Here is a 24,272-nt window from a genome sequence, read left to right on the forward strand (position 1 = left end):
GGGCGCGAACGCCCTCGCCTCAGGGGTTATTTCACCGTGAAAAACAACCGCCGGGCCTGGTCCAGATTGATTTCGCTGAGATACACCGCGGTTTTATGCTTCTCGCCAAGGCCGTTGAGGGTGTCGGATTGCGCGCCACGGGCGTGCTCCTGCGGGGTTTTCAGGCGCGCCCGCAGGAATGCCTTGGCGGGCACCCAGTCGGTTGAATAATGAAAGTGCGCATACCACAGCACGCTATGGTCTTCACGGTTGTGGATGGTGTACTCGTCCAGATAGTCCCTCTCCGGGCCTTTGAGCCGGCGACGCGTGACGGTTTTTTTGATGACGATTTCCTGGTGTTTCAGCAGCCATTCCAGGGCATGCACCGTGGGTGGATGTTTTTTAAACAACAACGACTTGCAGCGTGAAGCCTCCTTGTAGAGGGCTTGGGCCGCCTCGTTGAGTTTTTTGTCGACAAGGGCCGCCGAGGTTTGGTGACTTTCGGTTGCATTGCCTTGGGTAAGGGCCTCTTCAATATTCGAAGACGCCTGTTCCAGTTCCAGTGCGTGCTGGTGATACAGCGCTTCTATGCCGGTAGCAGTGCGCTCCGGCTTGGCAGCTTGTTCGGTAGCACGCTGCTTGAAAGCCTCCAGTGCGTCCAACAGGTCCTGGGCTTGATGGATGCGGGTGGCGATATCGACGGCGGTGCTGGACGTTGTTTCGACCGGGTTCACGCGCTGCACCCAGACGCCTGCGGGCTTTTCGTGGAAGGTCGCCATGACCTCCTGGGTAAGCGGAGACCTGATATCCACCAGCCCGGTTTCCTCGCCCATCGCCGATAGGCGTGGGTCACCTACGAGCACACCGTTGTAACGCGTATAAATGACTTTCTTCCGGGCTTTTGGCGGGGTTGGGGGCGGGGTTGGTCGGTTTCTGAGGGCCTCGCGTTCATTGTGCAGCAGCTCCAGGTGGCCAACGGTTTCGTTGTAGAAACTGCGGATTTTCTCACGCAGGCGCGTTAGGGGAGTGGTCAGTGCAACGTTGGTAAATTCAGCCGGAAAGTCCTGCAGGCGTTCATCGAGGACATTGAACTGTTCGACCAGGCTGCCCAAGGTTTCGATGCGTTCGTCCAGGCGCGACTCGCTGCGTTCGAACAGGGTTTCACGCAAGGTCTGAATCGACAGATTGGCGCTGTCGACAATACGGTCGATGGCGTTCCAGGCATCCGGAGCCGTGGTTATGCTGTTTTCGTCCACGCACAGATTGCGCGCCAGGGTCACTTGCAGGAACCTGAGGTCGCGAGCCGTGTAAATCGGCAAGCTTTTGCGATGTTGGCTCATCGCCTTGAAGCCGGATCGCCCCATCGCCCTAAGCTGAGCGAACCGCGATTCTGTGTAGTTCAGGCGTTCGATCATGTCCTGGCTCATCTCGGTCAGGGTTTGGGCGTCCTCGATATGGCGCTCCTCGGGATGGCTGGCCTGGCGCTCAATCTGGTCCAGCACGGTTTTAAGCTTCGGCGTGAACGTGACTTGAGCTTCGCGTATGCCGGTTTCCGTCAGGTCCAACTGGGCGCCGACGTAGCGCACGACTTGCTCTTGATAGTTCGCAGTCGGGGCAAAAACATTCAAGACCTTGAGTTGTTGCAGCGCCGTTTCGTAGTTATTTCGCTGGGCCTCGAGCTTTTGCAGGTAGATCTCACGGCGGGCATCGGCCGAAGTGCTGGCCTCGGGATCCTCCATCTCAGCGCGGGCCGCCTGTATCTCGAATTGCGTGGTGCTCTTGTCTTGCTCAAATGCTGACAACCGCCGCTGGGCTTCCACCGCCTTGACATCCACTTCGGATCTGGACCTTTCCTGTTGTTTTTTCGGGCCGCCGCCGCGCAGACGCAGGCGCGTGTCGATGAACCATTGGCCCTGGGCGTTGTGAATCAACGTCGGGCCCGTGCGCTCCGGTTGCCTGGGGTCGATGATGACCACCGTTTCATCTTCATCCGTGTTCACCTCAAACCAGCGCTCCCCCACGGGGGCGTAGTAGTGCTGTGCGTGCCGGAATAGATGCTGGTGCTGGCCTGCCGCGCTTTCAGCGGTGCCCAGGCCCTCGGGCTTAGTGACTTTGAAGCTGTCGAGCAGGCTGGCGAGTTCACCAGGGGCGCGCTTGATTGCGCCACTGATGTGCAAGTGAGGTGAATGTTTGGACGCCAACGCCTGGGTCAGGGACGGTTGTTGTTTAACGGTGACGTCTGTGGCGCTTGTCGGCTGCGGCAGGGTTGGCTGGGCCTTGCGTGGGTAGCCGGGACGGTCGCTGCGGCTGGCGACGTGCAAGGTGATGGCCATCCCCAGGTTGAGCAGAACATCGGTGAGCGCCGACCACTCGGCTTGCTGCTCACCGTGCTCCCGGGCCTCGATAAAGTTCTGCAGTTGATCGACCACCTGCCAGATCCACGCCGCCGTGCCCACGGTACGGCCGAGAAAGGGCAGCACGGCATTGAACATCAGCCAGCCGGCTTGCTTGAACGTGGCCCAACGGTTTTCGGCATTGGAAACCGATTGCCGATCCGACAGTTCGATCAAGGCATCGGCGTTGGCTTTGAACAGTGTGGAAAAACGATCGCCGTTAAGCACTTGTTCACCCAACTCCATGGGGCCGCTCATGGTCCATAGTTTGTCGGGTTCGATCAGGTAGTCGGCCACTTGCCAGGGCGTAGGCAGTGCGCCGGGGAATACGTAATTGGCGTAATCGTTACGCACCGCATCCGGTAGCCAGGCCAGTACCGACTCGCGCAGGGTGCTCGATTGCGAAATCCCATAGATCAGATTGGCCGGGGTCGGGAACTGTATCAGGGGCGGTGTGAACATCGGTCGATACAACAGGCATGGGCCGGCCGTCTGGTCCTCGGGGCCGATCACGTACATGTTGGCAACGGTGTCCAATGTCGCTTTCGCGCGCCGCAGGGGCCGGAACGCCAGTGGCCTGAGCACAATGGTTTGCCCGTCAACCTGGCGGTCAGTGGCCTGGTCTTGTAACACCGCCGCCACATAACGGTAGCCTCGCTCGTCAATGCCTTCTTGCTGGCGAATCTTGGCTTGCAAGGCCTGCATAGGCAGTTGGATACGCAGGTGTTGGCTATAGAGGTTTTTACGGCGTAGCGATTCCTGCGGGTCGTCCAGCAGTTTTTGTTTGATCAACGCGGGATAGGCACTGCCGATATCGGCTTGGGTGACCAAGTCTACAAAATAGCTGGAGTTCATCCACCCAGGCAGTTTGAAACCATTATCGGTCTCGACGGATCGGCTGCCGGTCGGCAGCGCAATCAGGTTTTGCAAGGCCAGTTCTACCACGCTCAAAGAGGTGGTTTCGAACTGCCCCGGCACCACAAAGGTGCCCCAGATGACCGGGCTTTTCACCGTCAGGCGGATTCTATCCAAGGGAACGTTGGCGCTGGCGGGATGATCCTTGATCATTTGCGCCTTGATCACCTTCAATGCGTAGTCCCCGATGGAAGGGACGTCGTCGAGGTAGGAACGGCCGGCGTTCTGGTTGTGCAGGGCGGCGAGGTCCTTCAAGTGCCGAGCAAAGAAGTTCTGGTCGGCGATGGACGCCTTGGTCAGCCACTCGGGCAACTGGTTCTGATACCAGGCAAGCCCCGGGCCTTTTTCAGGGGCAAGGGGGGCGATCGCTGGCGGCGTGCCGAGGACGACATCGGCGTTATGGGTTTGGCGCAGGTCCGAGAAGTCGATTGCACCCACGGCCTCGATCAGCACGGACACCATCGCGCAGGCCTGATGATCGAAAAAGTCGCCATCAGGCTCGAACAGACGCCAATGAATTTCCTGGTTCGAGGCAGAGGCTGGCAGGTGCAATGACAATGAATTGCCCAGGTGCTCCAGCGAGGGAAATTTTTCATAGCCCTTGAGCAGTGAATACATGAGGATCGACTGCTGCCCTTCATGTTCGCCGAGCAGTACCGCGATCACGACTTCATTCTGGTGGGTCATGTGGTCAGCGTCGACGCGGTCGATATCGATCAGGCAGGCCTTGAGGTTGTATGGGTCTTTGCCCTTCCTGTCGGCTTTATCGGGGTGGGTGAACAGGGTGCGCGCCATGGCGCACTCGGTGGTGCTCCAGTCGTCTGCAGTCTCGACATTCCAGACCTCCCGCAACATGCTCGACAACTCGTGCCAATGGGGGCCGCTACTGTTGGTTTGATTCCAGTAGGCGACCAACTGTTGCTGGAAGGCCCGCAGCATGACGGGGGCCAGCAGGTTGAGGGTTTTGGCGATTTCACAGATACGCACGGGCAAGTGAACTGTCGGCTCGACGATCGGTTGCTGGGTGAGAAAATGTTCGCCCTCGATGTACAAAGCCGGCACTGACAGAACTGCCTGTTTGGCGAGGATGTCGCTGAGGGCCTTGTACTCCGTGGGCCCGGCGACAATCTCGTCGTCAATCAGTTGCCAGGTCGGCGTACCGACCATGGCGATGTCCGGGTCGATATCCAGCGTTGGGTACAGTTCCCGCAGTGACTGGCGCAACAAGGCCGATGCGGTTTCCCTGAATGAAGGGCCGACATAGAGTTGGGTGAACAGCGCTGAGCGCTCATCCAGCCGTTTAGCGTTCGTGTGGTTATTTGCAGCGGGTGAGGTCATGGTGTGGTTTCCCTGTCTGGCCGGTTGATGGAGATAGCCCGAGATACAGGCTCGGGATTTCCATGCTAGGGCTCGGCCAGCCAGGGAGGCGGTGCTTACATAGGCCTGCTGTTAAAGGCAGGTGCGCCTGTAGAGCGCTTTACCTTCCGGACTTTATCTTGGTCCAGGCCCTTGTCCTGGCGCGTTCGGCTTTGCTGTCCAGGGGTTTGAGGGTATAGAGCGTCGTCATCGCCGCCTCGGTCGGGTACAGGTTGGGGTTGTGGCGAATGGCCGGGTCGACCAGCTCGGTGGCGTCCTTGTTCGGGTTGGGGTAGCCGACAAAATCGCTGACCGGCGCGATCACATTGGGTTGCAGCAGGTAGTTGATAAAGGTGTAGGCGTCGTCCGGGTTTTTTGCGCCTTTGGGGATGGCCAGCATGTCGAACCAGATCGGCGCGCCTTCTTTGGGCAGGCGCATGTCCACCGTCACGCCATTCTTGGCTTCTTTGGCGCGGTTGGCGGCCTGGGAGAAGCTGCCGGAATAGCCCACGGCCACGCAGATATCACCGTTGGCGATGTCGGCCATGTATTTGGAGGAGTGAAAGTAGGTGATGTACGGGCGGATCTTCATCAGCAGCGCTTCGGCTTTGTCATAATCCTTGGGGTTGCTGCTGTTGGGGTCCAGGCCCAGGTGCTGCAAAGCCAGCGGCAGGATTTCTGATGGCGAGTCCAGCAACGCCACGCCGCACTGCTTGAGCTTGCTGATGTTCTCTTCCTTGAAGATCAGATCCCAGCTGTCCACCGGCGCATTGTCACCCAGCGCCGCCTTGACCTTGGCCGGGTTGAAGCCAATGAGGATGGTGCCGTACATGTAGGGCACCGCGAACTTGTTGCCCGGATCGTTAGCCTCAATCAACTTCATCAGCTTGGGATCGAGGTGGTTCCAGTTTGGCAGCTTGCTGCGGTCCAGCGGCTGGAACACGCCGGCTTCGATCTGCTTGGCCAGGAACACATTGGACGGTACCACCACGTCATAGCCGGAATTGCCGGTGAGCAGCTTGGCTTCCAGCGCTTCGTTGGTGTCGAAGATGTCGTAGACCAATTTGATAGCGGGGTTCTGCGCCTTGAAGTCTTCCAGGGCTTTGGGCGTGATGTAGTCGAACCAGTTGTAGACCTTGAGGGTTTTCTCTTCGGCGTGAGCCGCGCCGCTGAGGACGGCGGCACAGAGGACGAGCGACTTGAGCTTGTTCATTGGGCTGCTCCTTCAAAACCTTCGAGGACGTTGACGGCGTTGATGCCGATTTCTTCCACCGCGTAGCCGCCTTCCATCACAAACAGCGTGGGCTTGCCCAACCGGGCAATGCGCGCGCCCATGGCCAGGTAGTCCGGGCTGTCGAGCTTGAACTGCGAGATAGGGTCGTCCTTGAACGTGTCCACGCCCAGGGACACGACGATGATGTCGGCGCCATAGCGTTGGATCTCGGTGCAGGCTTCTTCCAGTGCAGCACTCCAGGCTGCCCAACCGGAACCGGCCGGCAGTGGGTAGTTGAAATTGAAGCCCTCGCCGTCACCTTCGCCCAGCTCGTCGGCATAGCCGAGGAAAAACGGAAACTCCGCTTCCGGGTGGCCATGAATCGAGGTGAACAACACGTCGCTGCGGGCGTAAAAAATCGACTGGGTGCCGTTGCCGTGGTGGTAATCCACATCCAGGATCGCGACGCGTTTGTGGCCCTGGTCGAGGAAGGCCTGGGCGGCAATGGCGGCGTTGTTGAGGTAGCAATAGCCGCCCATCAAGTCGCCAGCGGCGTGGTGCCCGGGCGGGCGGCACAGGGCGAAGGCACTGTGGGCGCCGTTCTGGATGGCCTGTTGCGCCGTGAGGGCGACTTGCGCCGCGCTGTAGGCCGCTTGCCAGGTGCCGGCAGTAATCGGCGCGCCGCCGTCGAAACTGTAATAGCCGAGCTGGCCATGCAGGCTTGTGGGGATCACCCGGCGCAGCGTGCGCGCGGGCCAGGTGTAGGGCAGCAAATCGCCGTCCTGGCCGAATTCGGCCCAGCGCTGCCAGGCGCCCTGGAAGAAGTCGAGGTAGTCATGGCTATGGATACGCTGCAGCGGCGCCAGGCCGAAATCCTGCGGTGCGTGCACCGGGCCCAGTTCGCGGTCTTTGACCCGTTGCAACACGTGGTCGGCGCGCGAGGGCATTTCAAAGCAGGGCATCAGTTGCCCGTCCATCAACTCACAGCGGCCATGGTGCAGGTGGTGATCGTCCGAGTAGATCGTCAGCATTTGTTGTTCTCCGCAGGCTGTATCGGTGGATCCAGTCTTGCGGCGGGCGTGCTTTAAGAGAACGGCAGGAGCGGCCAAAAGGGGATAATTATGGCCAAATTATCTGTCCTGAATTCGCCCCTCAATGAAGCATCATGCGCGAAACTGGCTCGGTGCCACGCCACTCCAACGCACAAAGGCATGCCTGAAACTTGCCGTTTCGCTGAAGCCCAGTGCCTCGGCAATCCGGTAGATCGGCCACTGGTCCTCAGCCAGCAGTTGCTTGGCGCGTTCGAAGCGCAACTCGTCCAGCAGCTCCTGGTAGCTGCAGCCCAGGTCATGCAGGTGTCGGCGCAGGGTGCGCGCTGAACAGTTCATCTGCTCGGCCAAACCCTCCAGGCCGGGCGCGGCGTTGAGCTGTGCGATGAGCAGTTGGCGAATTCTGCCGAGCCAGGCCTGGCGCCCGGTGAACTCCAGGTTTTGTTTACGGCAACGCTCGGCCATGGCCTGGTGGGTGATGGCGTCGGCCAGGGGCAGAGGTTGGTCCAGCCAGTGTTTGTCGAAGGCAAAGGCATTGGCGGTGGCCTGAAATTGCAGCGTGCAGGGGAAACGTTCGGCGTAGCGCGTGCGGTAGTCGGGGGCGTCATGTTCAAAGCGCGCAGCCAGTAAGGGCAAAGGCTGGCCGAGCAGGTCGTCGCAGATCACTTTCAATGACGCCAGGCACAGCTCGACGTTGAACATTTCCAGGCTGGGGGTTTCCCGGTAGTCGCCGGCGGTGAACCAGATGCGCTCGCCGTCCTCTTCAAGGCTCAGCTCGAACAGTGTTCCCAACAGCGCCGGATACCGCAGGGCCAAGCGTAACGCGTCACCAAAGGTGGCACTGGTGAGCAGGGCGTAACCGAGCATGCCGTAGGCCGACACATGCATTTGTGCGCCCAGCTCCAGGCCGACATCGCGTCGCAGGGCCACGGCATTGGCGCACACGCGCATTTCCTGATTGGTGGTGATGCGCGTGTCGGCCCGGCTCAAGTCCGCCGCACAGATGCCGCTGCCGGCCAGCAGTGCCTCATGGGGCAAACCTTTGAAGGTATTGAGCACCAGCGAAACAGCATTGAGGGTGGTGAGGTGGGAGTGCAGCATGGGAACTTCCAGCCAGGGGATGGCTGGAAGGGCAGCAAGTTACATGCCGGTCAGCTCAGTTCGCCGCACAGGTCCAGTTCCACCAGACGGCGCACTTCGCTGGCCTCAAGCCCGGCGCCGAGCAGGGCATTGAGCTTGCCGAACGCCGCTTCGCGGGTCATGCCGCCACCGGACAGCACGCCCACGCCACGCAAGCGGCTGCCGGCTTCGTATACGTCCAGCTCCACGCCGCCTTCATGGCATTGGGTGATTGCCACGACGGTTACGCCCAGCGCCTGCGCTCGTTTGAGGCTGGCGAGAAACGCAGGGTTATCGCTCGGCCCGGTGCCGCTGCCGAAGCATTCCAGCACCAGCGCCTGGATGCCGCTGTCGATCAACGCATCCAGTTGCGCGGCGGCGATGCCCGGCACCAGCGGCAACACGCCGACATTGGCCAAGGCTTTGGGCTGGCGGTAATGCAGGGCGGCCGGGATCATGTCGGCCTGGGCGACGCCGCCATTGCGCTGCAAGGCTGCGAACGGGTGGCGACCGAAACTGCGGATTTTCGCGCAACGGGTCGGTGCCATCAGCGCGCCGTGGAAGTACAGCTGCACACCCGGCGCCAGGCCTTCGCCCAAGGCCGTCAATGCACCGCTGACGTTTTCCCAGGCATCGCTGTCGGGCACGCCGGCCGGCAACATGGAGCCGGTGAAGACTACCGGCGCCGGCAGGCCCAGCAGTTGAAAGCTCATGGCTGCCGCGCTGTAGGCCAGGGTGTCGGTGCCGTGCAGGATCAGCACCGCATCGCAGCCTGCGTCCACGGCTTCAACCACGGCGCTGCGCAGATGCTGCCAATAGGTGGGCGTCATGTTGGCGCTGTCGATCAGCGGCGACATCTCTTGAAAGCGCCAGGTGGGCACTGCTGCATCGGCGAGCTGTTCGCGCATGCGCGCCTCAAAACCCGACGCCGGCGCCAGGCCGTTGGCGCTGGCCTGCATGCCAATGGTGCCGCCGGTATAGAGCACCATCACGTTGTTAGCTGGTTGCATGAAAAATCTCCTGAACGAAAAACGCCGCCGGGCCCAGAGCATGCCCAAGGCCGGGCGGCGTGTCATCTAGCGGTGATTAACGTTGCGCTTGAGCGCTCAGTTCAGCCGAGGCGACTGCTTCCGGCTTTGCCGGGTTGGCCGGCCAGGCCTTGCGGTCCAGGTCCAGGTCGGGGAACTGGCTGGAGTCGAACACCGGCGTCTTGATGCCCGCTGCGCGCTGGTTGTCGTAGTCATTGAGGATGCGCATGGCAATCTTGAACAGGAACGCCAGGGCGAACAGGTTCACGAACGCGAGCAGGGTCATGGTGATGTCGGCGAAGGCGAACACGGTGCTCAGGTTCTCGATCGAACCCCAGAAAATCAGCACCAGCACCAGCGCGCGGTAGCCCATCAGCACCTTGCGGTTGTTGCCCACCAGGAAGCGCAGGTTGCTCTCGCCCAGGTAGTAGTTGTACATGATCGAGGTGAACACGAACAACGCCAGGGCCACCGAGATGAACATGCGGCCCCAGTCACCGACTACCGCCGCCAGGGAGTTCTGGGTCAGGGCAATGCCGTCGCCTTCAAAGCCTGGGGTGTAGAAGCCGGAGAGCAGGATCAGCAACGCGGTGCAGGTGCAGATCACGAACGTGTCGAGGAACACGCTGAACGCCTGGACCACGCCTTGGGCGATCGGGTGTTCTACCGAGGCCACCGCGGCCACGTTAGGCGCACTGCCTAAACCTGCTTCGTTGGCGAACACGCCGCGCTTCACACCCATGATGATCGCGCTGCCCACCAGGCCACCGAAGGCTTGGTCGAGGCCGAACGCGCTTTTGACGATGGTCGCGAGCATGGCCGGTACGTGGTCGAATTGCAGCACGATCACGTACAGGGTCACAGCGATGTAGACCAGAGTCTTGACCGGCACCAGCAGGTCGGCAATCGAAGCGATGCGCTTGATCCCGCCGATGAATACCAGGCCCAGCAATACCGCCAGCGCCAGGCCGGTGTAGGTGGTGTCCAGGCCGAAGGCGTTGTTCAGCGAGTGAGTCACGGCGTGGGCTTGCAGGCCGTTGAAGGCGAAACCGAAAGTCACCAGCAACAGGAACGCCATGACCATACCCAGCCAGCGCTTCTGCAAACCGTGCTGGATGTAATACGCCGGGCCGCCACGGTAGGTGCCTTCGGCATCGGTGCGCTTGTACAACTGGCCGAGGGAGCACTCGATAAAGCTCGAGGACATGCCCACCAGCGCGGTGACCCACATCCAGAACACGGCGCCCGGGCCACCCAGGGTGACGGCAATGCCGACACCGGCGATGTTACCGGCACCCACGCGGCCGGCCAGGCTGAGCATCAATGCCTGGAAGGAACTGAGCTGGCCGGAGCTGCTCTTCAGGCTGTCTTTGAACACCGAGAACATGTGGAAAAAGTGACGCAACTGTACGAAACGCGAGCGGATCGTGAAATAACCGCCGAGCCCGACAATGAGCACGATCAGTACTTTCCCTGAGAGGAAGTCGTTGATGACTTCGAGCATGGAGTGTTCCTCGCTGATTTTTCTAATGGCAAACGCAGGACGGTGCGAGCCCTCGCATAGCACCAGGCAGTGCGCGACGGTTCGACCCCAATCCTTTTGCGGGTGTTGTTATTCATGCGCTTTCGCGTTGTATCCGGGCCTCGTTACCGACGGCCGCAGACGCGAAGAGGGGCGGCACTATACCTAGGCGAGCGTGATCCGTCTGCACGGGGCGATTAAAGGTTTCAGCCAGGCGGTTGCAGGCAATGAGGGTTTGCAGGGCGATATTGGAGTTTTTATGGGCGTCATTTCACAACCTCGAGGCAAAAAAAAGGGCCTGAAGAACGAGCCTTCAGGCCCTCAAAAGGTGAGAGGTGTCTAGTCCCTCAACCTGGTGAGCGGTGCAACAAACGCTTAGGCCTTCAACGGGACCAAACGTGGGGCAATCATGTTTTCGGGGCGCAGGATGTCGTCGAGCATGGCGTCGTCGAGCAAACCTTCTTCGCGCACCAGTTCCAGCACGCCGCGGCCGCTTTCGAGGGCGATACGCGCAATGCGGGTGGCGTTTTCATAGCCGATGTACGGGTTCAGCGCGGTGACCAGGCCGATGGAGTGTTCCACCAGCTCGCGGCAACGGGCTTCGTTGGCGGTGATGCCGACGATGCAGTGCTCGCGCAGCATGTCCATGGCGCGTTGCAGCAGGCGGATCGAGTCGAAGATCTTGAAAGCGATCAGCGGCTCCATCACGTTCAACTGCAGTTGGCCGCCTTCGGCTGCCATGGTCAGCGCCAGGTCGTTACCGATAACCTGGAACGCTACCTGGTTCACGGCTTCCGGGATCACCGGGTTAACCTTGCCGGGCATGATCGAGCTGCCTGGCTGGCGTGCCGGCAGGTTGATCTCGTTGATGCCGGTGCGTGGGCCGCTGGACAGCAGGCGCAGGTCGTTGCAGATCTTCGACAGCTTCACCGCAGTACGCTTGAGCATGCCGGAGAAGAGCACGAAAGCGCCCATGTCGGAGGTGGCTTCGATCAAGTCGGCAGCCGGAACCAGCGGCTGGCCGCTGATCAGCGCCAGGCGTTGTACGGCCAGGGCTTGGTAACGTGGGTCGGCGTTGATGCCGGTGCCGATGGCGGTGCCGCCCAGGTTCACTTCGGTCAGCAGCTCTGGCGCCAGGGTTTTCAGGCGTGCCAGGTCTTCACCCAGGGTGGTGGCGAAGGCGCGGAATTCCTGGCCGAGGGTCATCGGCACGGCGTCTTGCAATTGGGTGCGGCCCATTTTCAGCACGTGGCCGAACTCGACACCTTTGGCGGCGAATGCCTGGATCAGGCTGTCGAGGCTGGCCAGCAGCGCGTCATGGCCCAGCAGCAGACCCAGGCGGATCGCGGTTGGGTAGGCGTCGTTGGTCGACTGCGCCATGTTCACGTCGTTGTTAGGGTGCAGGTACTGGTACTCGCCCTTGTTGTGGCCCATGGCCTCCAACGCGATGTTGGCGATGACCTCGTTGGCATTCATATTGGTTGAAGTGCCGGCGCCGCCTTGAATCATGTCCACCACGAACTCTTCGTGGAAATCGCCGCGGATCAGACGGGCACAAGCTTCGCTGATGGCAGCGTGCTTGGCTTCGCTGAGCTGGCCCAACTCGCGGTTGGCGTCAGCGGCTGCTTGCTTGACCATTGCCAGGCCGACCACCAATTTCGGGTAATGCGAAATCGGAACGCCCGAGAGGCGGAAGTTGTTCACCGCTCGCAGGGTCTGGATGCCGTAATACGCTTGAGCCGGTACTTCGAGTACGCCAAGCAGGTCTTTTTCGGTACGGAAAGATGCAGCGGAGGACATGACGGAAATCATCTCGATAGGGACCCGGAACAGGCCGGAACGCTGCGAATGCTAGGCTTGTAGAAGTTTTTGGGCCAATGCTGTTAAGCACTGGCCTATGCACAAACGGCATAATGTAGGTGTGACCCGGTTATCATGGCGGGCGTGTGTGCCAAAATGGTGCATACCCGTGGGAGGAAGTGATGAACCTTGAGAGCAAATGGCTGGAAGACTTCAGCGCCCTGGCGGCCACCCGCAGCTTTTCCCAGGCGGCGGAGCGGCGCTTTGTTACCCAGCCGGCGTTCAGCCGACGGATCCGCAGCCTTGAAGCTGCGTTGGGCCTGACGCTGGTCAACCGTTCGCGCACGCCCGTCGAGCTGACGGCGGCGGGGCAGTTGTTCCTGGTGACGGCGCGTACCGTGGTCGAGCAGCTCGGTGAAGTGCTGCGCCATTTGCATCATCTGGAAGGCGGGCAGGGCGAAGTCATGCAAGTGGCCGCTGCCCACTCCCTGGCATTGGGTTTCTTCCCGCGCTGGATCGCGCAACTGCGCAATGAGGGCTTGAATATCGCCACCCGGCTGGTCGCCACCAACGTTGGCGATGCGGTGCACGCCCTGCGCGAAGGCGGCTGCGACTTGATGCTGGCGTTCTACGACCCGGATGCGGCCATGCAGATGGACGCGGAAATCTTCCCGTCGCTGCACCTGGGTAACACCGAAATGCTCCCGGTGTGCGCCGCCGACGCCGACGGCAAACCGATGTTCGACCTGGAAGGTGAGGGCAGTGTGCCGTTGCTGGCCTACAGTGCCGGCGCCTTTCTCGGTCGCTCGGTAAATTTGCTGCTGCGTCAGCGCGCCCTGCGTTTCACCACCATTTACGAAACTGCCATGGCAGACAGTCTCAAGAGCATGGCCCTTGAAGGCTTGGGTATTGCCTGGGTGCCGCAGTTGAGCGTGCGTGCCGAACTGGCGCGGGGCGAACTGGTGGTGTGCGGCGGCCCGCAGTGGCACGTGCCGCTGGAGATTCGCCTGTATCGCTGCGCGTTGGTGCGCAAGGCGAACGTGCGGTTGTTGTGGCGTAAACTTGAAGGTGGTGCCGCGGGGGCGACTTCTGGATGAGCAAGTGAAGTCGCCGACGTCTGATGTAAATATGGTGTGTCAGCTGAACTTGTTTAGATAGGTGCGGATGTTTGTTCGGTTCTTATCGCTGAAGCGGTAATCGTTTGCGTGCATTGTTGAAACGCTACTATCGTTCATAACAGTTTCGTACCACCAAGGGAAATGATAGTTAACTTCGGCGTCGCTTGGTTTGGCGCCGAACATAAGCCCTACGGCGTGGGCAATTCCCCTGTCGTCATTCAATGCAGCAATGCCGGCGTCCAAGCCCGGAGCGCCTGATCCAGGGTGACCGTCTTCACTTTTTGGCGTAATAAACAAATATTTTTTGAGTCCTTCCGAGTTGTCGGTGGCCTGTTGCTTCTGTTGGCGCTTCAAATAGTCGACCTGTGAGTTCAGGTCGCTGAGCTTGTCGCCGCCTTTGCTGAAGCCACGCAGATGTGAGTAATGATCGACGTTGAACTTGACCTCGCGCCCGGCATATTTTTTAAATTCAGACTGGATCAGGTTGAAGTTTTTTTGCATTCGGTCTTTCTGCGACTGAGTGAGCCTGATGCTCTCATGCAAGATAACTTGTATTTCAACAGGTTTTTTTTCAGTGCTGGCAAGTAGGGGGCCGCCGGGTTTTGCAACGTGCCAGAAGTCAAAGGGTGATCTGTTAATGGATTGCATGACTAGCGCTCTCTATCGGCTTAAAGGCTTATTTAATAAAGCAATCACGCCGGGCATGTAAAACGCTTACTTGTTAACATCTGTGTTCAAGTGTTTATTTCCTACAAAGTGTTGCTCAATAACTCTGTTCGATCTTTCAAGCACATTCGGAGCGTCGTCAGCGCCTGCCTGACTTTTAAGTCAGTTTGTGCGATTGATCAGGCCTGTGACGGGCGGTCTTCCAAGGGGCTGTTTATCTGGATTATTACGGTATACTGCGCGGCCTTCGGCCGGTCTAACCGGCCTTAATTCGTACACCAAGCCACGCCGGATTTCCCGCGTGGCTTGTTGTTTTTTGACGCGCCTGCGGGCGCCCAGAGAGAAGAGGCACGACGATGAGTGCATTGGTTGGCGTGATCATGGGCTCCAAGTCCGATTGGTCCACCCTTAGCCACACCGCCGATATGCTGGAAAAACTCGGCATTCCGTATGAAGTGAAGGTGGTCTCTGCCCACCGCACCCCGGATTTGCTGTTCCAGTATGCCGATGAAGCAGAATCCCGTGGCATCGAGGTGATCATCGCCGGTGCCGGCGGTGCGGCGCACCTGCCAGGCATGTGTGCGGCCAAGACCCACCTGCCAGTGCTCGGCGTGCCGGTGCAGTCGTCGATGCTCTCGGGCGTGGATTCGCTGCTGTCCATCGTGCAGATGCCGGCCGGTATTCCGGTGGCCACCCTGGCAATCGGCAAGGCCGGCGCGATCAACGCCGCGTTGCTGTCCGCCAGCATCCTGGGCGCCAAGCACCCGCAGTTCCATGCGGTGCTGAAAAAATTCCGTGCTGAGCAGACAGACAGCGTGTTGGACAACCCAGACCCACGTATCGCCTGAAGGTATTGATTGATGAAAATCGGTGTAATCGGTGGCGGCCAACTGGGTCGCATGCTGGCCTTGGCGGGCACCCCGCTGGGGATGAACTTCGCTTTCCTGGACCCGGCGCCGGACGCCTGCGCGGCGGCCCTGGGTGAACACCTGCGCGCTGACTACAGCGACCCGGACCATCTGCGCCAACTGGCCGATGAAGTCGACCTGGTGACCTTCGAATTCGAAAGCGTCCCGGCCGAAACCGTGGCCTTCCTGTCGCAGTTCGTGCCGGTGTACCCGAGCGCCGAAGCCTTGCGCATCGCTCGCGACCGCTGGTTCGAGAAGAGCATGTTCAAGGACCTGGGCATCCCGACCCCGGCCTTCGCCGATATCCAGTCCCAGGCGGACCTGGACGCCGCCGTCGCCAGCATCGGCCTGCCAGCCGTGCTCAAGACCCGCACCCTGGGTTATGACGGCAAGGGCCAGAAAGTCCTGCGCACCGCTGCCGATGTGGTTGGCACCTTTGCCGAACTGGGCAGTGTCGCCTGCCTGCTGGAAGGCTTTGTGCCGTTCACCGGTGAAGTGTCGCTGATCGCCGTGCGTGCCCGTGACGGCGAGACCCGCTTTTACCCGTTGGTGCACAACACCCACGACAGCGGCATCCTCAAGCTGTCCGTGGCCAGCACCGACCACCCGTTGCAGGCCTTGGCCGAAGACTATTCCAGCCGCGTACTCAAGCAGCTGGATTACGTCGGCGTGATGGCGTTCGAGTTCTTTGAAGTCGACGGCGGCCTCAAGGCCAACGAAATCGCCCCGCGCGTGCACAACTCCGGGCACTGGACCACCGAAGGCGCCGAGTGCAGCCAGTTCGAAAACCACTTGCGGGCGGTGGCGGGCTTGCCGTTGGGTTCCACGGCCAAGGTCGGCGAGAGCGCCATGCTCAACTTTATCGGTGCAGTGCCACCGGTAGAAAAAGTCATCGCCATTGATGACTGCCACCTGCACCACTACGGCAAGGCTTTCAAAGTCGGGCGTAAAGTTGGCCACGCCAACCTGCGCTGCAAGGACCGTGCGACCCTTGAGGCGCAGATTCTCAAGGTCGAAGCGCTGATCGCCGAGCAATAACCTTGAGGGCGGCGGGAACCATTGGTTATCGCCGCCTCTCTGATTGCAGGACGCTAAAGTCTGACTAGGCTTTCGTGTAGTTCACTTCATTCAGAGGGAAATGCCATGGGTATCATTGGAACCATCTTTATCGGCTTGATCGTCGGCCTGCTGGCGCGTTTCCTCAAGCCTGGCGACGACAGCATGGGCTGGATCATGACCATCCTGCTGGGTATTGCAGGTTCCCTGGTCGCCACCTACGGTGGTCAGGCCCTGGGCATCTACCAGGCGGGTCAAGGCGCGGGCTTCCTCGGCGCGCTGATCGGCGCCATCGTGTTGCTGGTGATCTACGGCCTGCTGAGAAAGAAATGATCTAAGCGACAAAGCCCTCTGCGCTGCGCAGGCGCAGAGGGCTAGAATGCTCGGCATCTGAACTTGCCGAGCTTATTCATGCGCCGTCTTTTATTCACACTCCTCCTGCTGGGCTCAGGCCTGGCGCACGCCGGTGAACTGCCGGAAACCGACTGGCTCGACCTGATGCCGCTTTCAGACCAGAAAGCCCTCGAAGCCATGCCCGAGATCGACCACAACTCCCCCGAAGCCCAAGGCACGTTCACCGACAAAGGTGGCTTGAAGCAGAGCAAAGGCCTGCCGGCGGTGATGTACTCGACCAAGACCGTGGCCGCCATGAACGGCAAGAACATCCGCATCGGCGGTTACCCGGTACCGTTGGAAACCGACGCGAAGGGCCGCAGCACCCTGTTTTTCCTGGTGCCGTACCCAGGCGCCTGCATCCACGTGCCGCCACCGCCGCCTAACCAGTTGGTGCTGGTGCGTTATCCCAAGGGGCTGAAGCTGGATGATATCTACACGCCGCTGTGGGTGACGGGCACGTTGAAGGTGGAGAAGGTCAACAATGACCTGGCAGATGCGGCGTATGCGCTGGATGCGGGGAAGGTCAGAGTCGTAAAAGAATCCGATCTCTAGATCATGACGCAGAACCCAATGTGGGAGCGGGCTTGTGTGGGAGCTGGCTTGCCTGCGATTCAGGCACCTCGGTGTATCAGTGAAACCGAGGTGATGCTATCGCAGGCAAGCCAGCTCCCACACAAGCCCCACATTTTTGATTGGGTTTACAGGCCGATACTGGTGATGCTTACGCCCAAAGTATGGCTTTGACCCGGCGTCAAGCTCACCACATCATCCAGCACATTGGCCGTCTCGATGCACAGCATGCCCTGCCAGCCATCATCGGCCATGTCGTCAAACGCCTTGGCGCGTTCGGTCCATGGGTTCCAGATCACGGTGGAGTTCGAACCCTCGGCGGTCAGTTGGATGCGACGCTGCCAATCTGTATCGACGATATCCACCTGCGCCGGAGTATCCAGGTAGATACGGTCAGTCTCGGCACTGAAGTGCAGCAGGCCGGACTGCTTCTTCTCGGCCCAGCCATCGGCAGTGTCGATATACGCCAGCCCATCCAGCCCTTCGACCTGCACCTTGCGCACGTCACTCACGGCGAAGTACGTGTGCAGCGCCTGGCTGAGTGTCACGGTGTCGGTGCCACGGTTGTGACTGGTCAGGTGGATGTGCAGTTGATCGTCCAACAGCAGGCTCAGTGTCAGGTCGACCTGATGCGGCCAGCCTGGGAAGCCGCTCTCGGGTACCGGCAGCACCAAATCCACCCGCAGCGCTTGGCCTTCGAGTTCGCTCGCAGCCAGCTCCCACTGCGCCGTGCGCACAAAACCATGGGCGCCGGCCGGTTGCTCGCTCTGGCGCATCGCCTTGACGCTCTGCGGGTTGCGGTCAAACACACCAAACCATGGCCAGCACACCGGCACGCCGGTACGGATGCCCTTGCCTTGCTTGTACACCGCCGCAGGGTTCGGCCAGATCAGCGGCTGTTCGCCCTGGCGCTGGTAACTGAAGATGTGCGCGCCCTGTTGGGCCACCATCAATTCAGCGCCATTGTGGCGAATGCGCCAGCAGTCCAGCTCGTCGATTTTCACAGTTTCAACGTGGGGCACAGGCATACAAAGCACTCTTTATGGCAGGCAATGGGGCAATTGACCGTCAAAACCCGGTGAGGTTTAACGCGCGCGCGACGGTACCGAACGTGTGCGGCCGCTGCCATCGATGGCGACGAACACAAACACCGCCTCGGTGACTTTGCGCCATTCGCTCGACAGCGGGTCGTCGCTCCACACTTCGACCATCATCTGGATCGAGCTGCGGCCGATTTCCAGGGCCTGCGTGTAGAAAGACAACTGCGCGCCGACGGCCACCGGCACCAGGAACGCCATGCGATCAATCGCTACGGTGGCCACGCGGCCGCCGGCGACCTTGCTGGCCATGGCCGTGCCGGCCAGGTCCATCTGCGCGACCAGCCAGCCGCCGAAGATATCGCCAAAACCGTTTGTTTCACGCGGCAGCGCGGTGATTTGCAAGGCGAGATCGCCTTGCGGGATAGGATCTTCTTGTTCGAGTTCAATCATGCCGAGGGTGCCTCTGACCCGTAACGCTTCATGGGTGTTTCAAGTGGATAGCCGTCTTCTGGAAAAACGTTTCAGCACCAACCTACACCGCTCGATACGTTTCTCGTAAGGCGCACTAAAGGGAAACTCTGCCAAAGCGGCTGGAACCTAACCTGAGGGTCATCCAACAACGTTTTGGCACAGCAGCCCCTCAAGACAGAGGGTTTGGCGCTCGCACGGGCCGAGTATATCGAGACCCTGTGGCGACGACGACCTCCGCAAGCTCATTTGGTCGGCAAATCTGCGCTGTATCGCGGCTTTTTGCAGAAACTGTGCCTATCGCCGGGATTATTTACAGCGTCCGGGCTGTTAGTCGGGTCAGCACCTTTGGTAGAGAAGCCCGACATGCCCACCGTTCCCGCGAGCGCCGTGCACGCTGGCACGGCCTGCTATCGGGGACTGCCTTTGGAAACGCGGGCGTCAAGCAACGCTGTGCTTTTGCGGGCGATTTGTTATCGTGCCGAACCGACCCCGGCGCCTGCCGGGGTCTCGCGTTCGCCGTCCTGACAATAAGAGAAGCCTTGCCATGTCCTCCGTGCCTGCAAGCAGCGCGCAACCTTCGCGCCCGCTGACCCGCAACGACTACAAAACCCTGTCGCTGTCTGCCTTGGGCGGGGCGCTGGAATTCTACGATTTCATTATCTTTGTATTTTTCGCCACCGTGGTCGGGAAGCTGTTTTTCCCCGTCGACATGCCCGAATGGCTGCGCATGATGCAGACCTTCGGTATCTTCGCCGCCGGCTACCTGGCACGCCCGCTGGGCGGTATCATCATGGCGCACTTCGGTGACCTGCTGGGCCGCAAAAAAATGTTCACCCTGAGCATCTTCATGATGGCCGTGCCGACCCTGATCATGGGCCTGTTGCCGACCTACGCACAGATCGGCCTGTGGGCGCCGCTATTGTTGCTGCTGATGCGCGTCATCCAGGGCGCCGCCATTGGCGGCGAAGTACCGGGCGCCTGGGTGTTTGTTTCCGAACACGTGCCGCCGCGCCACATCGGCTATGCCTGCGGCACTCTGACCAGCGGCCTCACCGCCGGTATTTTGCTGGGTTCTCTGGTGGCGACCGCCATCAACTCCCTTTATACCCCGGAGCAGGTCTCGGATTACGCGTGGCGTATCCCGTTCCTGCTGGGCGGTGTGTTCGGCCTGCTGTCGGTGTACTTGCGCCGTTGGCTGCATGAAACACCGATCTTCGCTGAGATGCAGCTGCGCAAAACCCTGGCTGCCGAGCTGCCGTTGCGCGCGGTATTGCGTGACCACCGCAGTGCCATTGTGCTGTCGATGCTGCTGACGTGGTTGCTGTCGGCGGGTGTGGTTGTGGTCATCCTGATGACCCCGACCGTGCTGCAAACCGTTTACCACTTCAGCCCGACGGTAGCGCTGCAAGCCAACAGCCTGGCGATCGTTACGCTGAGCCTGGGCTGTATCGCTTCCGGCGCGCTGGCTGACCGTTTTGGTGCCGGTCGCGTTTTGGTCACCGGTTGCGCGTTGTTGCTGGCCACCTCCTGGACGCTGTATCACAGCCTGATGGCCCACCCGGACTGGCTGTTCCCGTTGTACGCGTTGACCGGCCTGTTTGTGGGCACCATCGGTGTAGTGCCTTACGTAATGGTGAAAGCGTTCCCGCCGGTGGTGCGCTTCAGTGGTTTGTCGTTTTCCTACAACGTTGCCTACGCCGTATTTGGTGGTCTGACGCCGCTGGCGGTGTCGCTTCTCATGAAGGAGAGCCCGATGGGGCCTGCTTACTACGTGGCTGTCCTGTGCGTGATGGGGATAGCGGTCGGTGGCTACCTGTGGAAGCGCGGGCGCTGATTGATCGTTCCCACGCTCTGCGTGGGAACGCCCCGGCCTGGACGCTCTGCGTCCGCTTTTTAAGGTCGTGACGCAGAGCGTCACTGGATGCGTTCCCACGCAGAGCGTGGGAACGATCAATGCCAGCAACGATTACAGAGTGTTTCCAAAACATCGCTTCAGCCGTCAAACGTCCTCGCAAGCCCCGGATTTATTGCACTTTCCCCTTCCTGTCAGGTTTTTCATAAATACTGGCCTTTCATCTAATTGTCATATTCCAGACATAGAGTGTTCACACGGCCTACCGATACTTGGCCCCGATCCAACTATCCCTATCTGCTAGGAGCAAGGCATGAAACTGAAACGTTTGATGGCGGCAATGACTTTTGTCGCTGCTGGCGTTGCGACCGCCAACGCGGTGGCCGCTGGTGTTGATCCGGCAATCCCGGCTTACGTTAAGACCACTGGTGTGTCGGGCAACTTGTCCAGCGTCGGTTCCGATACCCTGGCTAACCTGATGACCCTGTGGGCTGAGGGTTACAAAAAGGAATACCCGAACGTCAACATCCAGATTCAGGCTGCCGGCTCCGCCACTGCACCTCCTGCGCTGACTGAAGGCACCTCCAACCTGGGCCCGATGAGCCGCAAGATGAAGGACACCGAACTGGCGGCCTTCGAGCAGAAGTACGGTTACAAGCCAACCGCTATCCCGGTTGCCGTGGATGCCCTGGCCGTGTTCGTGCACAAGGACAACCCGATCCAGCACCTGACCATGGAACAAGTCGACGCGATCTTCTCCTCGACGCGTCTGTGCGGTGCTAAAGCCGACGTTAAAACCTGGGGCGACCTGGGCGTGACCGGCGACCTGGCCAACAAGCCGGTTCAGCTGTTTGGTCGTAACTCGGTGTCCGGCACCTACGGCTACTTCAAAGAAGAAGCCCTGTGCAAAGGCGACTACAAGCCAAACGTCAACGAACAACCCGGCTCGGCTTCGGTCGTGCAGTCGATCAGCTCCTCGCTGAACGGCATCGGTTACTCGGGCATCGGCTACAAAACCGCTAGCGTGAAGACCGTGGCTCTGGCCAAAAAAGGCAGCACTGACTTCATCGAAGACAGCGAAGAAAACGCCCTGAACGGCAAATACCCGCTGTCGCGTTTCCTCTACGTGTACGTCAACAAAGCCCCGAACAAGCCTCTGGCCCCGCTGGAAGCTGAGTTCGTGAAGCTGGTTCTGTCCAAACAGGGCCAGGAAGTGGTCGTCAAAGACGGCTACATCCCGCTGCCGGCTAAAGTGGCCGCCAAGGCCCTGGCTGACCTGGGTTTGAAAGAAGGCAACTAAGCCTGCAATACCTGGTGTAGACACATGCTTTTCTGTGGGAGCGGGCTTGCCCGCGATGCTGGCGACGCGGTTTAGAGTTGCAACCGTATTGATGCCATCGCGGGCAAGCCCGCTCCCACACAGCCCGTCTACACCCCTAATTTTTTAATCCGCTGCCAGCCCTGCTACGCGGCGGATTTCTTGCGTCACTGCATTGTCATCTTTCTGTCATACAGGATCGCTAGGGTGTGCGCATGAATGATCTGGCCAATTCCACCATGACGACGACTTCTCCCCCCAAGCGTATTGATTTCAATACGCCTGAGCTGCAACGCAAGCGCCGCATTCGCGCGCTCAAGGATCGCCTGACCCGCTGGTACGTGTTGATCGGCGGCCTCGCCGTGCTCGGCGCTATCACCCTGATCTTCTTCTTCCTGGCTTACGTAGTTGCGCCTTTGTTCCAGGGTGCCTCGCTGACCAAGGAAGACGCGCTGACACCCGCCTGGATGCAGGACGCCGGCAAACCGTTGATGATCTCCCTCGAAGAACAGAACCAAGTCGCCATGCGGGTTTCCGACAAGGGCCAGGCGCTGTTCTTTGATGTGAGCACCGGTGCCGAGCTCAAGCGCGTCGACCTGCCATTGCCTGCGGGCGCCACTGTGGCCTCGATCGGCAAAGACCAGCCCGGCAGCCCGTTGGTGATCCTCGGTTTGTCGAATGGCCAGTCCCTGGTGTTCCGCCACACTTATAAAGTGTCGTACCCGGACGGCAAAAAGACCATTACGCCGGCCATTGAATACCCTTACGGCGAAACGCCCATCGTCCTTGACGAGCAGGGCCGCCCGCTGGAGCACGTCGCGCTCAACGCCACCGATTCATCGCTGGTGGTTGCAGGCTCCGCGGGTTCGTTCTTGAACGTACTGAGCCTGAGCCGCGAAGAAAACATGATGACCGGTGAAGTCACCAGCGAGCAGAAGCGTATCGAGCTGCCGCAAATGACCGAACCGGTGAAGGCGATTTTCGTCGACCCACGCCAGCAGTGGCTGTATGTGGTCAACGGCCGCGCCCTCGCCGACGTCTTCAACTTGCGCGATAACAGCCTCAACGGTCGCTACAAACTGCTGGAAGACGGCAACGCCGAAATCACTGCCAGCACTCAGTTGGTGGGCGGTATCTCGCTGATCGTCGGTAACTCCAAGGGCGGCCTGGCCCAGTGGTTCATGGCCCGTGACCCGGACGGCGAGCAACGCCTGAAGCAAATCCGCACCTTCCAGATGGGCACTGCGCCTATCGTGGAAATCACCGCCGAGGAACGTCGCAAAGGCTTCACCGCCCTGGACGCGTCCGGCAAGTTCGGCGTGTTCCACAGTACCGCGCATCGCACCCTGCTGGTCGACCCTGTGGTGGATGGCCAAGGTCTGTTCGGCATGTCGCCACGCGCCAACCGCGTGATCGTCGAAGCCGGCGGCAAGCTGCAACCGCTGCTGCTCGACAACCCCCACCCGGAAGTTTCCTGGAGCGCGCTGTGGAGCAAGGTCTGGTACGAAAACTACGACGAGCCTAAGTACGTCTGGCAATCGACCGCCGCCAACACCGACTTCGAACCCAAAATGAGTTTGGCCCCGCTGACCTTCGGTACCCTGAAGGCTGCGTTCTACGCCATGTTGCTGGCGGCGCCACTGGCGGTGGCTGCGGCCATCTACACCGCTTACTTCATGGCCCCGAGCCTGCGCCGCAAGGTCAAGCCGGTGATCGAACTGATGGAAGCGATGCCGACGGTGATCCTCGGCTTCTTCGCCGGCCTGTTCCTGGCGCCGTATGTAGAAGGGCACCTACCGGGGATTTTCAGCCTACTGATGTTGCTGCCGATTGGCATCCTGGTCGCCGGTTTTGTCTTCAGCCGTTTGCCTGAGTCGATCCGCCTGCGTGTACCGGATGGCTGGGAAAGCGCGATCCTGATTCCGGTGATCCTGTTTGTGGGCTGGCTCTCGCTGTACATGAGCCCGTACCTGGAAACCTGGTTCTTCGGCGGCGACATGCGCATGTGGATCTCCCACGATCTGGGCATCACTTACGACCAGCGCAACGCACTGGTAGTCGGTCTGGCCATGGGTTTTGCGGTAATCCCGAACATCTACTCCATCGCCGAAGACGCCGTGTTCAGCGTGCCGCGCGGCCTCACCCTGGGCTCGTTGGCCCTGGGTGCCACGCCGTGGCAGACCATGACCCGCGTGGTGATCCTGACCGCCAGCCCAGGCATCTTCTCCGCACTGATGATCGGCATGGGCCGCGCAGTGGGTGAAACCATGATCGTGCTGATGGCCACCGGTAACACGCCGGTGATGGAGATGAACCTGTTCGAAGGCCTGCGCACCTTGGCGGCCAACGTTGCGGTGGAGATGCCTGAGTCGGAAGTCGGTGGCAGTCACTACCGCGTGCTGTTCCTCTCGGCGCTGGTGCTGCTGCTGTTCACCTTCATCATGAACACCCTCGCCGAGCTGATCCGTCAGCGTCTGCGCAAGAAATACTCGTCGCTTTAAGA

18 protein-coding genes are annotated in these 24,272 nt (G+C 60.2%); 8 read left to right on the forward strand and 10 right to left on the reverse strand.

Going from position 1 to position 24,272, the window contains the following annotated elements:
• Positions 1–26 precede the first annotated feature (26 nt).
• The 7 genes from AOA59_RS15745 to aspA all read right to left on the reverse strand — a co-directional run bounded on the left by AOA59_RS15745 (position 27) and on the right by aspA (position 12,374).
• Positions 27–4,625 (reverse strand): dermonecrotic toxin domain-containing protein, encoded by a 4,599-nt coding sequence (locus AOA59_RS15745; protein WP_099488233.1) that lies wholly within the window; start codon positions 4,623–4,625, stop codon positions 27–29.
• 139 nt (positions 4,626–4,764) lie between these two features.
• Positions 4,765–5,856, reverse strand: a complete 1,092-nt coding sequence (locus AOA59_RS15750; protein WP_099488236.1) for a polyamine ABC transporter substrate-binding protein — start codon at positions 5,854–5,856, stop codon at positions 4,765–4,767.
• Positions 5,853–6,887, reverse strand: a complete 1,035-nt coding sequence (locus AOA59_RS15755) for a histone deacetylase family protein (protein ID WP_099488237.1) — start codon at positions 6,885–6,887, stop codon at positions 5,853–5,855. The genes AOA59_RS15750 and AOA59_RS15755 overlap by 4 nt, the downstream gene beginning before the upstream one ends.
• 132 nt (positions 6,888–7,019) lie before the next feature.
• Positions 7,020–8,006 (reverse strand): AraC family transcriptional regulator, encoded by a 987-nt coding sequence (locus AOA59_RS15760; protein ID WP_065932070.1) that lies wholly within the window; start codon positions 8,004–8,006, stop codon positions 7,020–7,022.
• Positions 8,007–8,056: 50 nt separating this feature from the next.
• Positions 8,057–9,034, reverse strand: a complete 978-nt coding sequence (locus AOA59_RS15765; protein ID WP_099488239.1) for an asparaginase — start codon at positions 9,032–9,034, stop codon at positions 8,057–8,059.
• A gap of 76 nt (positions 9,035–9,110) precedes the next feature.
• The gene (locus AOA59_RS15770; protein ID WP_056860884.1) at positions 9,111–10,556 is read right to left on the reverse strand and encodes a sodium:alanine symporter family protein; all 1,446 of its coding nucleotides are present in this window, start codon (positions 10,554–10,556) and stop codon (positions 9,111–9,113) included.
• A gap of 393 nt (positions 10,557–10,949) precedes the next feature.
• Complete coding sequence (gene aspA, locus AOA59_RS15775) at positions 10,950–12,374, reverse strand: aspartate ammonia-lyase (protein ID WP_017135792.1); 1,425 nt, start codon at positions 12,372–12,374, stop codon at positions 10,950–10,952.
• 182 nt (positions 12,375–12,556) lie between these two features.
• On the opposite strand from aspA, the gene AOA59_RS15780 reads away from it, so the two are divergent.
• On the forward strand, positions 12,557–13,471 hold the full coding sequence (locus AOA59_RS15780) for a LysR substrate-binding domain-containing protein (RefSeq protein WP_065932073.1): 915 nt from the start codon (positions 12,557–12,559) through the stop codon (positions 13,469–13,471).
• Positions 13,472–13,510: 39 nt separating this feature from the next.
• Here the strand turns inward: AOA59_RS15780 and AOA59_RS15785 are convergent, their stop codons facing one another.
• Complete coding sequence (locus tag AOA59_RS15785; protein ID WP_065932074.1) at positions 13,511–14,140, reverse strand: hypothetical protein; 630 nt, start codon at positions 14,138–14,140, stop codon at positions 13,511–13,513.
• Between the two features lie 374 nt (positions 14,141–14,514).
• Here AOA59_RS15785 and purE point away from each other — a divergent pair, with 374 nt between their 5' ends.
• The 4 genes from purE to AOA59_RS15805 all read left to right on the forward strand — a co-directional run bounded on the left by purE (position 14,515) and on the right by AOA59_RS15805 (position 17,070).
• Positions 14,515–15,006 carry a 5-(carboxyamino)imidazole ribonucleotide mutase gene (gene purE, locus AOA59_RS15790; RefSeq protein WP_003195648.1) on the forward strand — a complete coding sequence of 164 codons (492 nt, stop codon included), beginning with the start codon at positions 14,515–14,517 and terminating at the stop codon, positions 15,004–15,006.
• 12 nt (positions 15,007–15,018) lie between these two features.
• Positions 15,019–16,104 carry a 5-(carboxyamino)imidazole ribonucleotide synthase gene (locus AOA59_RS15795; protein ID WP_065932075.1) on the forward strand — a complete coding sequence of 362 codons (1,086 nt, stop codon included), beginning with the start codon at positions 15,019–15,021 and terminating at the stop codon, positions 16,102–16,104.
• 105 nt (positions 16,105–16,209) lie between these two features.
• Complete coding sequence (locus tag AOA59_RS15800; protein ID WP_015886585.1) at positions 16,210–16,455, forward strand: GlsB/YeaQ/YmgE family stress response membrane protein; 246 nt, start codon at positions 16,210–16,212, stop codon at positions 16,453–16,455.
• Between the two features lie 78 nt (positions 16,456–16,533).
• Complete coding sequence (locus AOA59_RS15805) at positions 16,534–17,070, forward strand: DUF3299 domain-containing protein (protein WP_017135795.1); 537 nt, start codon at positions 16,534–16,536, stop codon at positions 17,068–17,070.
• 146 nt (positions 17,071–17,216) lie between these two features.
• Here AOA59_RS15805 and AOA59_RS15815 read toward each other — a convergent pair whose 3' ends face one another.
• Complete coding sequence (locus tag AOA59_RS15815; protein ID WP_099488241.1) at positions 17,217–18,116, reverse strand: D-hexose-6-phosphate mutarotase; 900 nt, start codon at positions 18,114–18,116, stop codon at positions 17,217–17,219.
• Between the two features lie 57 nt (positions 18,117–18,173).
• On the reverse strand, positions 18,174–18,578 hold the full coding sequence (locus tag AOA59_RS15820; protein ID WP_003176975.1) for an acyl-CoA thioesterase: 405 nt from the start codon (positions 18,576–18,578) through the stop codon (positions 18,174–18,176).
• A gap of 565 nt (positions 18,579–19,143) precedes the next feature.
• On the opposite strand from AOA59_RS15820, the gene AOA59_RS15825 reads away from it, so the two are divergent.
• The 3 genes from AOA59_RS15825 (at position 19,144) to AOA59_RS15840 (ending at position 24,270) form a co-directional block, all read left to right on the forward strand.
• Entirely contained in the window at positions 19,144–20,433 is a 1,290-nt protein-coding gene (locus tag AOA59_RS15825; RefSeq protein WP_099488243.1) for an MFS transporter, read from the forward strand.
• Positions 20,434–20,764: 331 nt separating this feature from the next.
• The gene (locus tag AOA59_RS15835; RefSeq protein WP_017135798.1) at positions 20,765–21,751 is read left to right on the forward strand and encodes a phosphate ABC transporter substrate-binding protein PstS; all 987 of its coding nucleotides are present in this window, start codon (positions 20,765–20,767) and stop codon (positions 21,749–21,751) included.
• A gap of 485 nt (positions 21,752–22,236) precedes the next feature.
• The gene (locus AOA59_RS15840) at positions 22,237–24,270 is read left to right on the forward strand and encodes an ABC transporter permease subunit (RefSeq protein ID WP_170875882.1); all 2,034 of its coding nucleotides are present in this window, start codon (positions 22,237–22,239) and stop codon (positions 24,268–24,270) included.
• Positions 24,271–24,272: the final 2 nt, after the last annotated feature.

The sequence above is a fragment of the Pseudomonas sp. 2822-15 genome, from assembly GCF_002742515.1.
GTDB classification, from domain to species: Bacteria; Pseudomonadota; Gammaproteobacteria; order Pseudomonadales; family Pseudomonadaceae; genus Aquipseudomonas; species Aquipseudomonas salomonii.